General features: G+C 68.2%; 14 protein-coding genes. 5 read left to right on the plus strand and 9 right to left on the minus strand.

Features of this window, described 5'->3' with window-relative positions; genetic code table 11:
• Nucleotides 1-10: 10 nt before the first annotated feature.
• The 6 genes from tssB to QPK29_RS06685 form a co-directional block, all read right to left on the minus strand.
• Entirely contained in the window at nucleotides 11-511 is a 501-nt protein-coding gene (gene tssB / locus QPK29_RS06660) for a type VI secretion system contractile sheath small subunit (RefSeq protein ID WP_371770565.1), read from the minus strand.
• A gap of 37 nt (nucleotides 512-548) precedes the next feature.
• Nucleotides 549-1,610 (minus strand): type VI secretion system protein TssA, encoded by a 1,062-nt coding sequence (tssA, locus tag QPK29_RS06665; protein WP_371770566.1) that lies wholly within the window; start codon nucleotides 1,608-1,610, stop codon nucleotides 549-551.
• Between the two features lie 310 nt (nucleotides 1,611-1,920).
• Entirely contained in the window at nucleotides 1,921-2,259 is a 339-nt protein-coding gene (locus QPK29_RS06670) for a hypothetical protein (protein WP_371770567.1), read from the minus strand.
• A 5-nt stretch (nucleotides 2,260-2,264) separates the two neighbouring features.
• Nucleotides 2,265-4,742 carry a cytochrome c oxidase subunit I gene (ctaD, locus tag QPK29_RS06675; protein ID WP_371770568.1) on the minus strand — a complete coding sequence of 826 codons (2,478 nt, stop codon included), beginning with the start codon at nucleotides 4,740-4,742 and terminating at the stop codon, nucleotides 2,265-2,267.
• Nucleotides 4,739-5,668 carry a cytochrome c oxidase subunit II gene (locus QPK29_RS06680; protein WP_371770569.1) on the minus strand — a complete coding sequence of 310 codons (930 nt, stop codon included), beginning with the start codon at nucleotides 5,666-5,668 and terminating at the stop codon, nucleotides 4,739-4,741. The genes ctaD and QPK29_RS06680 overlap by 4 nt, the downstream gene beginning before the upstream one ends.
• Nucleotides 5,665-6,066 (minus strand): c-type cytochrome, encoded by a 402-nt coding sequence (locus QPK29_RS06685; protein WP_400189742.1) that lies wholly within the window; start codon nucleotides 6,064-6,066, stop codon nucleotides 5,665-5,667. The genes QPK29_RS06680 and QPK29_RS06685 overlap by 4 nt, the downstream gene beginning before the upstream one ends.
• A gap of 71 nt (nucleotides 6,067-6,137) precedes the next feature.
• On the opposite strand from QPK29_RS06685, the gene QPK29_RS06690 reads away from it, so the two are divergent.
• Complete coding sequence (locus QPK29_RS06690) at nucleotides 6,138-6,677, plus strand: c-type cytochrome (RefSeq protein ID WP_371770571.1); 540 nt, start codon at nucleotides 6,138-6,140, stop codon at nucleotides 6,675-6,677.
• Nucleotides 6,674-7,030 carry a c-type cytochrome gene (locus QPK29_RS06695; RefSeq protein WP_371765169.1) on the plus strand — a complete coding sequence of 119 codons (357 nt, stop codon included), beginning with the start codon at nucleotides 6,674-6,676 and terminating at the stop codon, nucleotides 7,028-7,030. The genes QPK29_RS06690 and QPK29_RS06695 overlap by 4 nt, the downstream gene beginning before the upstream one ends.
• On the opposite strand, the gene pdxR is transcribed toward QPK29_RS06695, so the two are convergent.
• A complete protein-coding gene (gene pdxR, locus QPK29_RS06700) occupies nucleotides 7,022-8,551 on the minus strand; it encodes a MocR-like pyridoxine biosynthesis transcription factor PdxR (RefSeq protein ID WP_371770572.1) in 1,530 nt (509 codons plus the stop codon). The genes QPK29_RS06695 and pdxR overlap by 9 nt on opposite strands.
• 55 nt (nucleotides 8,552-8,606) lie before the next feature.
• On the opposite strand from pdxR, the gene QPK29_RS06705 reads away from it, so the two are divergent.
• Both QPK29_RS06705 and QPK29_RS06710 read left to right on the plus strand, forming a co-directional pair.
• Nucleotides 8,607-9,071: an OsmC family protein gene (locus QPK29_RS06705; RefSeq protein ID WP_371770573.1), complete on the plus strand. Its 465-nt coding sequence runs from the start codon at nucleotides 8,607-8,609 to the stop codon at nucleotides 9,069-9,071.
• Nucleotides 9,071-9,646 (plus strand): FMN-binding negative transcriptional regulator, encoded by a 576-nt coding sequence (locus tag QPK29_RS06710; protein ID WP_371770574.1) that lies wholly within the window; start codon nucleotides 9,071-9,073, stop codon nucleotides 9,644-9,646. The genes QPK29_RS06705 and QPK29_RS06710 overlap by 1 nt, the downstream gene beginning before the upstream one ends.
• Nucleotides 9,647-9,670: 24 nt before the next feature.
• Here QPK29_RS06710 and QPK29_RS06715 read toward each other — a convergent pair whose 3' ends face one another.
• Together QPK29_RS06715 and QPK29_RS06720 are read right to left on the minus strand one after the other, a co-directional pair.
• Nucleotides 9,671-10,444, minus strand: a complete 774-nt coding sequence (locus tag QPK29_RS06715; RefSeq protein WP_371770575.1) for a DUF4142 domain-containing protein — start codon at nucleotides 10,442-10,444, stop codon at nucleotides 9,671-9,673.
• A gap of 333 nt (nucleotides 10,445-10,777) precedes the next feature.
• A complete protein-coding gene (locus tag QPK29_RS06720) occupies nucleotides 10,778-12,421 on the minus strand; it encodes an acid phosphatase (RefSeq protein WP_371770576.1) in 1,644 nt (547 codons plus the stop codon).
• Between the two features lie 190 nt (nucleotides 12,422-12,611).
• Between QPK29_RS06720 and QPK29_RS06725 the strand changes: the two genes are divergently transcribed.
• A complete protein-coding gene (locus tag QPK29_RS06725) occupies nucleotides 12,612-13,982 on the plus strand; it encodes a S41 family peptidase (RefSeq protein WP_371770577.1) in 1,371 nt (456 codons plus the stop codon).
• Nucleotides 13,983-14,214 lie beyond the last annotated feature (232 nt).

Consider the following 14,214-nt stretch of genomic DNA (forward strand, 5'->3'; position numbering starts at 1 on the left):
CCGTCTTTCTTTATTCGGTGGGCTTCGGTGCGGACGTCAGCGCCTGCATCAGCGCCGGTTCGGCGAGCAGCTTGGAGATCAGGTCTTCCGCGCCGGTCTTGCCGTCCATGTAGGTCATCAGGTTGGCCAGCTGGCCGCGTGCCTCGAGCAGCTTGTTCAGCGAATCCACCTTGCGCGCGACGGCGGCCGGGGTGAAGTCGTCCATGCTTTCGAAGGTCATGTCGACGGCCAGGTTGCCCTCGCCCGTCAGCGTGTTCGGCACCTGCACCGCGACGCGCGGCTTCATGGCCTTCAGGCGCTCGTCGAAGTTGTCGACGTCGATCTCGAGGAACTTGCGCTCCGCGACCGGTGCCAGCGGCTCGGCGGACTGGCCCGACAAGTCGGCCAGGACGCCCATCACGAACGGCAGCTGCACCTTCTTCTCGGCGCCGTACACTTCGACGTCGTACTCGATCTGCACGCGCGGTGCGCGATTGCGTGCGATGAACTTCTGGCTACTTTCTTTGCCCACGTTTACTCCTCCTTGAATGAACTACCGGCCTGCTGATTCAATAATCGTCCGACCCGTTGGACTCGCCCGGCTGGGGTCCACGGATCACATACAACTGCTGCATGCTGTCGGGCGCGAGGTTCTCCATGACTTCCATGAAGCTCATCGGCGCCAGGCGCTTGGCCCGCTCCAGCAGCATCGGCACGGGGCTCGACGGCTCGTAGCGCTGGTAGTAGGCGAGAATCTTGTCGATCATGCGGACCACGTCGGCGCGGCTGGTCACGTCGCCCGTGATGCCGGCGGCGCGCGATGCGGCCGTGCCGCCGCCCGGCGCCGCGGCCTCGTCGCCATCGGGCGCAGCGGCCGGTGCCTCGGGCGCGACTTGCGCACGGCTGGCCAGCAGGTCGGCCATGCGGCGCAGCTGGCGCGTGAGCGGGGTGAGGTTCAGCGACTGGGTGCTGCCCACGTGGTGCGCGAGCGCGGCCTCCAGGCTGACGATGCTGTCCAGCGCACCGTTGACGGCGCTGGTGGCGGCCTGCATCGCGTCGTCGGATACGTCGGCCAGCGCCGCGTCGATCGATTCGGGCGACAGCGCGGTCTGTCCGTCCGGGACGGGGGCCTCGCCGTGCGCCTGCTCCAGCACGCGCAGGGTCAGGGCGCCGAGGCCGGGCAGCATGACGAAGGCCGTCTCGCGCAGCTCGCGCAGGGTCGTCGCCGGGTCGGTCAACTGGGCCAGGCAGTTGAGGCGCAGCGTGGGGTCGTCGTCGTCGTCCGGATCGAGTTCGGGATGGACGCGGTCCCAGCGCTCGGTCACGAGGCGTTCGAGCAGGCGGGTGCCGTCGGCGAAGCCGGGCAGCGCATGCAGCGCCAGCAGCGCGCGCACGAGCGGCATCGCCACGCGCAGGTCGCGCGTGCGGCCGAGCAGCTCGAGGGCCTGCTTCTTGACTTGCTTCCATTCAGGGGGGACGGCGGGGACGATCGTGTCCCCGTACTGGACTTCTGGCTTGCCGAGCACACTCTGCTCGAGCTCCAGGAAGGCGGGGTCATACTCGAGATTCGGTCCGCAAGGGGCGGTCTCCTCCAAATCCTCGAGCAGGACATCGACGTCGACAATACTCATGATTGTGCGCGTTCTAACTAGTTTTAGACGTGTGTTCGAACTCGTCGTCACGGCAACGGGGGCCACGCGCGGTTCTTATTTAGTGTGTTTCGTGAGGATTTTTCCTCTACGAATCGGGCACTATACGCCATTTGCTGTGCTCGCCGTTAATAAGAAACGTAAATTTTTTTGCATTAAACGTTGCCCAAAACGGTTGACAGCAGTTTCAGCACACGTTCATTTTCGGTACAGATGAGCCAAGTGAAAGGCATTGGTTGCCTTTCATGGAACGATGGTTGTAATTTCTTTACAAGAGATGTCAATACGGCGTTCAGGCGCAGCCGGTGACCAGGAGTAGCGGCACGCCCGTCCACGCAACCGCCACGAGGGCCAGCACGGCCAGCACCAGGCGGGCCCAATCGAGCAGGCCGGCATCCTCGCGCCGGGGCACCTCGCGCGCGCGCCACGCGAGCCATGCGCACGCGCCGATGGCGGCCAGCGTGACGGTGCCCAACAGCACGCGGTCCGGCCCGCCGGGACGCATGCCGGCCGGCGTGCACTGGGCCGCCGCGAGGCCATAGGCGAAGGCGAAGTGCAGGCTCCACACGAGCAGCGGCAGCGTCCCCGCCAGCAGGCGGCGCCAGAACGGTTCGCGGGTGCGCGGCATCATGACCATCACGCCATCAGCAGCGGCACGAGCCGCACGACGAGCATCCCGGCGATGCCCTGCAACGTGGTCATGTGCCACACGAGCGCGATGGTGTCGAGCGCTGCGCGGCTGCGCTCACCCAGCAGGCCGCACCATGCGCGCGCGGCGAGATACGGCGCCAGCACGGCGAGCGTCACGACGTGCAGGCCCTGGTAGGAGGCCAATGCCGCGACGCCCGCGCCCCATGCGGTGGCGGTCGGGTCCAGCCCGGCATCGAGCAGGCCGCCCACGTCGACCGCGCATGACGCGAGCACGCAGCCCAGCGCCGCCAGCACGAACCACGGCAGGCGCCGCGTGCCGACGGCGCGCGTCGCGAACCACACGAGCAATGAGCCCAGCACCAGCAGGCCGGCGGATGTCAGCGCGAGCTCCTGCGAGGGCAGCGTGGCGCCGGGCGGCGGGCACACCGTCAGGCGCATCGTCACGTGCACGTAGGCGAACGCGAAGCACGCGAAGATGCTGAGGTCGACGACGAGCAGGACGACGGCGGCCCACCACGCGTGCGATGCCGTGCCCGTGGCGCCGACCGGTATCGACTCGCCGTGGCCGATGTCCACGTCGGCGACGGTGCTCGCGCGATCCGCCTGCCACATCCACCCGAGCACCGCCGCGATGGCCGCCACGCCGCAGATCCATGCGAGCACGTGCAGCTTCACGGTCAGCAGCAGGAAGAAGGCGGCCGTGCCGGCGGCGGCGATCAGGGGCAACCAGCTGTCGCCGGGCAGGATCAGCACATAGCGCGGGGCCGCCGCGACGGGGCTCGTGGCGATGGTCTCGCGCGCGCCCGTCGCCGTGCGCGGCAGGTAGTGGCCGCCCTCCTCCACCTCGCGCACCAGTTCCGGCCGGTCCCACAGCGGGTCGATCGAATCGATGCGCGGGATGCTGCGGTTGCCGTAGTCCTCGGACGGCAGCCATTCGAGCGTGGGTGCATTCCATGGGTTGCCGACGGGGCGTTCCGGCCTGCGCAGCGACCGCCACGCATCCCACGCGAGCAGCGCCACGCCGAGCGCGAACGTGAACGCGCCCACGGTCGACAGCATGTTCATGCCATTCCACCCGAGGTCCGCCGCATACGTGTAGACGCGGCGCGGCATGCCGAGCAATCCCGTCACGTGCATCGGGAAGAACGCGACGTTGAAGCCGACGAACATCAGGCCGAACACCCAGCGCGCGAGCCCTTCCGATAACCGGTTGCCGTTCACGAGCGGCAGCCAGTAATACAGCGCGGCGAACACGGGGAACACCATCCCGCCGATCAGCACGTAGTGAAAGTGCGCGACGACGAAATACGTGTCGTGCACCTGCCAGTCGAACGGGATCACGGCGACCATCACGCCGGTCAGGCCGCCCAGGACGAAGATGGCCATGAAGCCAAGCAGGAACAGCGTGGGCGCGTTCGCTTCGACTTTCCCTTTCCACAGCGTGGCGATCCACGCGAACACCTGGATCGCGGTGGGCACCGCCACCGCCATGCTGGCCGCGGAAACAAAGCCCATTTCCAGCGTGCCGAGGCCCGCGGTGAACATGTGGTGCGCCCACAGGCCGAAGCTGAACACGCCCACGCCGACAAGGGCCGCGATGATGGCGCGGCGCGCGACGAGCGGCGTGCCGGCAAGGGTCGGCACGATCGTCGACACCATGCCGGCGGCCGGCAGAAAGATGATGTAGACCTCGGGGTGGCCGAAGAACCAGAACAGGTGCTGCCACAACAGCGGATCGCCGCCGCGGTCGGCGATGAAGAACGGCCAGTCGAACGCGCGCTCCAGTTCCAGCAGCGCCGTGCCCGCGATCACGGCGGGGAACGCGAACACGATCATCACGCCCACGACCAGCATGGCCCACGCATACACGGGCATGCGTCCCAACGTCATGCCCGGTGCGCGCGTAAACAGGATGCCGACGATCAGTTCGATGGCGCCGGCGATCGCGGAGATCTCGATGAAGCCGATGCCCAGCAGCCAGAAGTCGGCGTTGAGGCCCGGCGAATATTTCAGACCCGTGAGCGGCGGATACATGAACCACCCGCCGTCCGGTGCGAGGCCGGCGAACAGCGTGCAGAAGAATGCGAGGCCGCCGATGGCATAAGCCCAGAACGCGTACGCGGACAGGCGCGGGAACGGCAGGTCGCGCGCGCCCAGCATGTTCGGCAGCAGGTACACGGCGATGGCTTCCACGATCGGGATCGCGAACAGGAACATCATCACCGAGCCGTGCATCGTGAACACCTGGTTGTACGTCTCGGCGCCGAGGAAGCCGTTGTCCGGCACGGCCAGCTGCACGCGCATCAGGAGGCCCAGCACGCCGGCGAGGATGAAGAACAGCAGCGCCGTGCCGATGTACAGCAGGCCGATGTTCGTGTTGTTCACGGACGAGAAGAAGCGCCAGCCGCGCCGCGTGCGCCAGACGTCTTCCAACCGCGCGAGGTCGTCGTCCCGGGCCGTCATTGCAGGTGCTCGAGATAGGCCGCCAGCGCGCCCAGCGTGTCGCCGTCGGTGCCGGCGGCGGCGGGCATGAACACGCCCGGCTTGACGGCCTGCGGATCCGCGATCCAGCCGGCCAGCGTGTTCTGGTGCGTCTGCAAGAGGCCCGCGCCGATGTGCGCGCGGCTGCCGACGTGCGTCAGGTCGGGACCGAGGCGCGCCGTCTCGGCCACGCCGCGGATCGTGTGGCACGTCTGGCAGCGCTGTTCGAGGAAGGCGGCGCGGCCCCGCTCCAGCAGCGCGCCCTGCGGTGCGCGGGCCGGTAATGCCTGGCGCCGCAGCCAGTCGCGGAACGCGTCGGGCGCCAGCGCCACCACGTGCAAGGCCATGTTCGCATGCTGGGCGCCGCAGAATTCCGCGCACTGGCCGCGGTAGACCCCGGGCCGGTCGGCGCGCAACGTGAGGCCGGTGACGCGGCCGGGAATCATGTCGCGCTTGCCGGACAACGACGGCACCCACAGGCTGTGGATCACGTCGGCCGCGTTCAGGCCCACGTACACGGCCTGCCCGACCGGGATGTGGATCTCGTTGGCGGTGACGATCTCGCGCCCGCCGGCCGGGTCGCGGTAGCGCACTTCCCACCACCACATGCGCGCCGTGACGGAGATCGACAGCGCGGCCTGCGAGCCTTGCGGAACCAGTTGCGCGCTGCGCCACGTGCTCCACGTGAGCAGCGCCGACAGCACGAGCACGGGAAACGCGACGCCCGCACCCGCGATCCACAGGCCGGGCCGCAGCGGCCGCGCGTTGTCGCGCAGGCTGAGCGCCATCAGCGCCATCACGGCGACGAAGATGACGGTGGCGGCCCCGAACAGGACCCACGCGAACTGGCTGATGACGGCGGCGTCCGCGCCGGCCGGGTGGAGGACGGATTGCAGCGTCCCATTCATCGCAGCGTGTACAGGTAGGCGGCCATGTGCCTGGCCTCCTGTTCCGTCATGCCCATGGCCGGCATGACCGTGCCGGGCTTGAGGGCGGGCGGATCGAGCAGCCACGCGACGAGACGCGGCGGCACGTTGGGAATGCCGCCGGCGATGTAGCTCGAGCGCCCGAACTTTTCCAGGTCCGGACCGGCCTCGCCGCCCGCGCCCGGGACGTCCGGGATCTTGTGGCACGCGCCGCACTGGTATTGCGTGACCAGTTGCTTGCCGACTTTCGCGTCGCCGCCGATGTACGGCTTGCGCAAGTCGTCATCACCGCAGCCGGACAGCAGCCCCGCGCACGTCAATACGAGCGCGGCACCAGCGATGGAAGAGCGTGACAGCGGGGTCGGCACGGTTGAATCCACGACGTTGAGTTGGCTTTTATAATACCGGAGACGATGCATTTTTTTTAACACGATTCGTTTGGGACACTCGCATGCCCGCCACGCGCGCCCGCCTGGTCATGATGACCGTCATCGCCACCCTACTGGGATCGGGGGTCGTGGCCGCGCTCACCGGCTTCGTCGTGCTGCGCGCCGGCTGGTACGACATCGGCGCCACCACGCAGCACTTCCCGTTCGTCTACAGCACGCTCGAACAAGCCATGCATTACTCGGTGCGGCGCCATGCGCAGAGCGTGGCCGAACCCGCACTGGGCGACCACGAGCAGGTGCTGCGCGGCGCGGCCGTCTACCGCGACAACTGTGCCCAGTGCCACGGCGGTCCCGGCACGGCGCCCGGCAAGCATGGCCTGAGCATGCAGCCCGTGCCCGGTCCGCTGGTGGACGCCACGCGCCACTGGAAGCCGCGCGAGCTGTACTGGATCACGCGGCACGGCATCAAGATGAGCGGCATGCCGGGCTGGGAATACCATTTGAGCGAGGACGAGTTGTGGTCCACGGTGGCGTTCATCATGCAGCTGCCCACGCAGAGCGCCGACGATTACCGGGCAATGACGGCGGAGGCGAAGAAATGAAACGGCCCGTCTTGCTTCTCGCGGCGCTCGTGCTGGCGGGCTGCGGCGATGCCAACCGCGCCCCCGCCGGCCTGCAGGGCGACGCCGCGCGCGGCCGGATCGCCCTCGCGCAGTACGGCTGCCGCGCCTGCCACATGATCCCGGGCGTGACCGGATCGAAGGTCTATGTGGGGCGGCCGCTCGAAGACATGGCCAAGCGTCCCATCATCGCCGGCACGCTGCCGAACAACCAGGCGAACCTCGTGCGCTGGATCCGCGATCCGCAGGCGATCGACCCGCACACCGCGATGCCCGTGCTGGGCGTGTCGGAACGCGATGCGATCGACATGAGCGCCTGGCTGCTGTCACACTGATGCCCGCTGGATGGCCTGTTCCAGGTCGGCCACGCCGGCGCGGATCGCGTCCGGCGTGAACGCGGAAAAGCCGAGCAGCAGCCCGGGATCGATGGCGCAGGCGGCGCCCGCCTGCGGATTCGTGTAGTAGCCCAGCGTGCGCACGTCCACGCCGACATCGCGGGCATGCCGGGCGACCGTTTCCTCGTCCAGCCTCTCGGTGAAATGCACGCACAGGTCGAGACCCGCGTCCGACGGCCCCTGGCGCAGCCGGCCGCCAAGGCGTGCATCGAGCGCATCGACGAGGGCTTGCCGGCGCTCGCCATATGCGTCGCGCGTGCGGCGGATGTGGCGCGCGAAGTGGCCGCCGGCGATGAAGTCGGCGAGCGTCGCCTGCGGCACGATGGGGCTGTGGCGGTCGACGACGGCCTTCGCCCGCGCCAGCGCCGCGGCCAGCGCGGGCGGCGCCACGACATAGCCCAGCCGCAGCGCGGGGAACAGCACCTTCGACAACGTGCCCACGTAGATCACGCAGCCCGCGCGGTCCATGCTTTGCAGCGACGCGAGCGGCGGGCCGGTGTGGCGGTATTCGCTGTCGTAGTCGTCCTCGACGATCCACGCGCGGTTCGCCTCGGCCCAGCGCAGCAGTTCGAGACGGCGGCGCAGGCTCATGGTCACGCCCAGCGGCAGCTGGTGCGACGGCGTCGCGAACGCGAGGCGCGCATCGGGATAGTGCCTTGCCGCGTACGCGACGTCCATGCCCTCGGCGTCGACGGGCACCGGGCACACGCGCGCACCGGCCACCGTGAACGGCGCCACCGCGCCCTGGTAGCCGGGCGATTCGATCCACATCGCTTCGCCCGGCGCGAGCAGCAGCTGGGCCAGCAGGTACAACGCCTGCTGCGAGCCGGACGTGATCACGACCTGGTCCGGCGTGCACTGCACCCCGCGCGACGCTTTCAGGTAAGCGCACAGCAGCTCCCGCAGGGGCGCGTACCCGGCGCCGGGACCGTAGCCGAGCGCCCCGGTCGAATGGCGCCAGTGGCGCGCCTCCAGCCGGCGCCAGACGTCGAACGGGAACAGGTCCAGGCCCGGCATGCTGGCGCGGAAGGCGCGCAGCGGCCCCGCGTGGTGCAGCACGCGCGCCATGCCGCCCGCGATGAGTTCTCCGCGCGCCGACAGCGGCCGCACCATCGGCGCCGTGGCGGCATCGCCCGCACGCGCACCGGCCGGCAGCGACGCGCTGACGAACGTGCCCTTCCCCACCGTGCCCTGCAGATAACCCTCGGCCATCAACTGCTCGTACGCGGCGAGCACGGTCTGGCGCGACACGTTCAACAGGCCGCACAGGGTGCGCGTGGCCGGCAGGCGCACGCCGGCGGCGATGCGGCCGTCGAGGATCGCGTCCTTCAGGTGGACGTACAGCTGGCGGAACAGCGGTGTCGGGGAATCGCGTTCGAGCGTGGCGGCGGCGAGGATGTCGTGGACGTGCATGGGGGCAGGGTCAGGATTGGCACGCCCATCTTCCAGATAATTGGTCATTTGAGCAAGCCATCCTTGAACTTAAGATGACAGCTCGTTCGCACACGGAGAGATGATGAAACGATTCGAAGCCACCCTGGCCTGGCAGCGCGGCGACCAGGCCTTCACCGACCTGCGTTACAGCCGCGCGCACCGCTGGCGCTTCGACGGCGGCCTGGACGTGCCGGCCTCCTCGTCGCCCTTGTCCGTGCCCGTACCATTGTCGGACCCGGCAGCCGTCGATCCGGAAGAAGCCCTCGTCGCGGCCGCCGCCAGCTGCCACATGCTGTTCTTCCTGTCGCTCGCGGCCGCGCGCGGCTACGTCGTCGACCGCTACGAAGACCGCGCCGTCGGCCTGCTCGACACCGGTCCGGACGGCCGCGCGGCCATCACCCGCATCGTGCTCGATCCCGTCATCGCGTTCGGCGGCGAACGGCAGCCGGATCGCGCGGCGCTGGCCGAGCTGCATCATGAAGCGCATGCCCGCTGCTACATCGCCAATTCGCTGAAGGGAGACGTCGTCGTGGAGGGATTCGAATAATGTATGTGCCGAGACAATTTGCCGTGGCCGACGATGCCGACATGCGGGACCTGATCGCCGCCAATCCGCTGGGCGCGCTCGTGCGCCTCGGCACCGGCGGGCTGGAAGCAGATCACATCCCGTTCGAGCTGGTGGCGCCCACGGAAGCCGCGCCGCACGGTCTGCTGCGTGCCCACGTGGCACGCGCGAATCCGATCTGGCAGGCGGACGATGCGTCCGTGCTCGCGCTGTTCCAGGGCGCGTCCAGCTATGTGTCGCCGCTGCTGTACGACGTCGAGGCGGCCGGGGGACGCGTGGTGCCGACGTGGAATTATCAGGCCGTGCACGCGCACGGGCGGCTGCGTGCGATCGACGATCCGGCGTGGATCCTCGGCCAGATGACGCGGCTGACGGGGCGCCATGAAGATGCACGCGCCGGATGGAAGGTGGAGGATGCGCCGCGCGAGTTCATCGACAAGGTCGTGCGGACGACCGTCGGCATCGAGATCGTCATCGAACGCCTCGAAGCAAAATTCAAGATGAGCCAGAACCGCACGCCCGAGGACCGGGCGCGCGTGCTGGCTGCGATGGGATAACGCTGGCAGTGCTTATTTGCCGGCTTATTTGCCCGACGTCGTACCCGCCTTGGCCATCGGCATTTGCTCGGCCGATTTGAGGTGTTGCGCGACGACCGGCTCGGTCTTGTCGACGAGGGCCTTCACTTCCGGATCCTTGGCCTTCTTCGACGCGGCCATCAGCTTGGCGTGGACAGCCTTGTGATCCTGGACGCCGGCCTGCTTCATGTAGGCCTTGTCGAAGGCGTCGCCGCTCATCTTTTCCAGCTTGGCGGCCATGGCCTTGTGCTTGGCGTCCGGCTCGGTCGGCAGGGTCACGCCGCGCGCCTGGGCCAGCGCCTTGACCTCGTTCAGGTTGGCGGTGTGGTCGTCGATCATCTGCTGGGCGAACGCTTTCACCTCGCTGCTCTGGCTCTTGCTCTGGGCGAGCTTGCCACCCTCGACTTCGGCCATATTGGCCATTGCCATATCCTTGAGAATCTTCGCGTCGCCAGTGCTCAGCTTCGCGCCGGTGGCCGTACCTGCCGCCGACTGGCCGGCGCCGCTGGCGCCCATGCTCGAGGTGGCGTTCTTATTGGTCATGCCGGCCGCACCCGCCTGCTTGCTGCGGTTTTCCATGCCGGTGCTGTTGGTGTTGTCGATGGTGCCTTCGCGGGTGGTTTTACCGGACGTGTTCTGTTTGCCGGGCGTGCTGCTGGTGCCGGTCTGGCTCGGGGTCTGGCTGACCGCCGCCGTCTGGGCGTGTACGCCGACGGTGGCGAACATCGCTGCCACTGCCGAGACGGCCAGCAGCCCTTTCAAGGTGTTCTTGTTCTGCATGTTTCGCTCTCCTGAACTCTGTTATGAAGTTGGCGCCTGGCGGGGGCCGCAGTGCGCAAGCTCGTGTTTGAATGACAACGGCCGTGGCAAAGTGTATCGCCGCGTTTTCTTGAACAGCGCGCGTTAGCCAGCAGGAAAGTTTTATCGATATGCGAAGAATGAACGGCCTCAAATTCGGGGTCAGAGCACATTTCAGATCAATGTCCTGATGTGCACGAGTCGCCGAATGCAGGTGCCGGCCTGCCCATCTGGACGGGCAGGCCGGCACCGTCGCCCTCAACACGTTGCTGCCGAGATCGTGCCAAAAAATGAGCTCTGACCCCGAATTGTCGATCAGCGGAAGCTCAGCGCACCGGTCAGGTCGCCCGGCGGACGCGCCCCGCGCGCCGCGAACGCCGCATTGCGTGCGGCCAGGCCTTCCAGCAGCGGCAGGCCGTGCAGGCGCGTGATGAAGCGCAGGATCGACGTCGTGTCGTAGAAGTTGTGGTCGACGGCGCCCTTCTTCGCGTACGGCGAGATGACGATCGCGGGGATGCGCGAACCCGGGCCCCAGCGGTCGCCCTGCGGCGGCGCGACGTGGTCCCACCAGCCGCCGTTCTCGTCGAAGGTGACGACGACGACCATGTCCTTCCATTGCGGCGACTTCTTGAGGTGCTCGATCACGTTGGCCACGTGGGCATCGCCGGACTCGACGTCCGAATAGCCCGCGTGCAGGTTCAGATTCCCTTGCGGCTTGTAGAAGCACACGGCGGGCAGCTTGCCTTTGACGGCGTCGGCGATGAATTTGTTCGAGATCGGGCTGTCGCCCATGCCGCCGTCGCGCAGGTGTTCGGCGCGCGCCGCGGTGCCCGGTCCGAACTGCCTGAAATAGTTGAGCGGCTGGTGGTGGAACTGGAAGTTCGGCCGTTCGCCTTCGCCGCGGCCGTCCAGCGCCGCCTGCCATGCACCCGCATACCACGCCCAGCTGACGCCCTTCCCGGACAGCAGGTCGCCGATCGTTCGATACGTTTGCGGCGGCAGCACGGCCGGGTCCTGCGGATCGGCCAGGTGCGCATCGCCGCCCGGCGCCGGGCGCACCCAGCTCGGCTGGAACGGCGGCGCCATCGTGTTGACCGCGTAGCCGTCCGGCGTGATCGCGCCGTTGTTGACGAACTTCGGCTTGCCCTCCAGCGCGGACTTCGGCGAATCCGGCGCGAGCGCGAGGCGGACGCCCGTCGGGCCGTCTTCCAGCACGGCGATCTTCTTCGCGGCCGGCGTGGACGCCGCATCGAAGAACTCCGGCACGCGGCCGCTGATCAGGAACTGGTGGTTCAGGTAGGAGCCGCCGAACGCGCCCATGAAGAAGTTGTCGCACAGCGTGAATTCGCGCGCGATCTGCCACAGGCCCAGGTTCTTCGACGTCTCGCCGTAATGCCCCATCGTCAGCGCGCCGTTGTCGCCCCACGCGACGAAGCCGTCGTTCTTGCCGCCGTTGATCTGCATCTGGTTCTGGTAGAACAGGTGCCACAGGTCGCGCGTGATGATCGCTTCCGGCAGCGGCTTGCCGGCGGCGTCCGCCAGCCTGAAGGGCGCGTTCGGCAGGTGCTGGATGTCGTCTTCCCTGATCAGGTAATCCTTGCCGCCGATGTTCTGGCGCGCCGGCACCATGCCGCCCCAGATCTTCGGCAGCTCGGGCAGGACGCTGCCGTCGCGGTCCTTCTGCGGGACGGCGTTCGCCGCCGGCAGCGGTTGTGCGAGACCGGGGAAGTCCGCGAACAGGTTGTTGAAGCTGCGGTTCTCCAGGTAGATCACGACGACGTTCTTGACGTGCGCCTTCAGCTTGGCGTCCAGCGAGCCGGCGACCGGCTTGACGGCCCTGGCGGCGGGCTTCGCCTCGCTGGCCGGCGCGATCGATGCCGACAGGCCCACGGCGGCGGCGGCCTGGAAGATGCGGCGGCGCGCAGGGCTGGCGGGGTGGTCGTCGTCGTGATCCTGCATGGCGTTCTCCTGGGGCGCAAAGCATCGATTATCTGTTCTTTTTGCCATCAGGAAAAGAAAAAAGCCCGTCAATACGGGCAAAAACGACAGCAATCGCTTACAACGCCTTAACGCCGATTTACCCCCCTTTAACCGCGCTTAACACCACCGCAAGCCAGAATCCCGGGAACGAATCGACGAAAGGAACACCATGAAACGCACCGCGCTCGCCGTCCTCGGCGCCCTCTCCCTGGCCTGCGCGCCCCTCGCCCACGCCGACGACACGGCAATGCCCTCCCTGAAGCTGCCGCAGGCGCAGGTGGAACGGCTGCTGGAGGTCTACGCCCTGATCAAGCAGAACTACGTCGGCGAGGCCGACGACAAGGCGCTGTTCGACGGCGCCCTGTCCGGTATGCTGGCCGCGCTCGATGCGCATTCGCGCTACCTGGACAAGGACGCCATGCGCGACGTCGGACGCGAGAACAGCGGCGAGTACGTGGGCATCGGCATCGAGGTCGAAGGCGACCGCAAGCAGTTGCGCGTGGTGTCCGCCACCGAAGGCTCGCCGGCCGAACGCGCGGGCATCCGGGCAGGCGACACGATCGTCTCCGTGGATGGCGCACCCGTCGCCGCGATGGCCAACGACGACGTCGCGCGGCGCATGCACGGCGCGCCGGGCACCGTGGTCGCCGTCGGCATCGCGCGCCGCAACAAGGTCGAGACGCTGCGCATCACGCGCGCCGACCTGCACAACGACACGGTGCGCGTGAAGATGGCGGCGCCGGGCCTCGCGTGGATCCGCATCTCGGAATTCGGCGGCGCCACGGCGGCCGACCTCGCGGCGGCCCTGAAAAAACTGGACAACCCGCGCGGCCTGATCCTCGACCTGCGCAACGATCCGGGCGGCCTGGTGTCGACGGGCGTCGCGGTCGCGGGCGCGTTCCTGCAGCCGGGCACTGTGCTGTTCTCGGCGCGCGGACGCGAACCGGGCGCCAACGCCACCGTCACCGTCGACGAGCGCTACTACCGCCAGCAAGGCCAGCCCGACGTGCTGGCCGGCCTGCCCGCGTGGGCCCGCACCGTGCCGCTGACGGTGCTCGTGAACGGCGCGTCCGCGTCGGCCGCGGAACTGGTCACGGGTGCCCTGCAGGACCAGCACCGCGCCACCGTCATCGGCACGCGCACGTTCGGCAAGGGGTCGATCCAGTCCGTCATCGGGCTGGACGCGGACAGCGGCATCAAGTTCACCGTGGCGCGCTACTTCACGCCGAACGGCCACGAGATCCAGGCGCGCGGCGTCACGCCCGACATCGTCGTGACGCCGGCCGTCGCCGCCGACGACGACCTGCTGCTGCGCGAAGCGGATCTCGCGAAGCACCTGCCCGCGACGCAGCCGCTCGGCACGATGGCCGAAGCGAAGCGCGAGCCGGTCGAGTCCACGCGCACGTTCGGCACGCGCGACGACAAGGCCCTGCAGACCGCGGTGGCCGTCCTCACGCCCGAAGACAAGCGTTCGTCCACGCTCGCGGCCCTGTTGCGCCGCTGGAGCGGTGCGCCGCTGGCGGCGACCGCCGCGCCGTAACGATCACGTCACAATCCCGCGTCAGAATACGCATCGCTCCCAGGGAAGAGAGCACATGGCGGCTCGGCCGCCCTACCGGCGCCGGCGGTCGGGAAACATACCGGCACCAACACACCGTCGTTTCCGGCACGGCCGGAAACGACTTCTCGCGAAAGCGGGAACCTATGCTGAAGTTCTGCAGTCGGTACGTCGGAAGCATGCTTGTGCTTCCGACGTTCCGACTCCTGTTGCT

The organism is Massilia orientalis, assembly GCF_030411975.2.
In the GTDB taxonomy this organism is placed as follows: Bacteria; Pseudomonadota; Gammaproteobacteria; order Burkholderiales; family Burkholderiaceae_D; genus Telluria; species Telluria orientalis.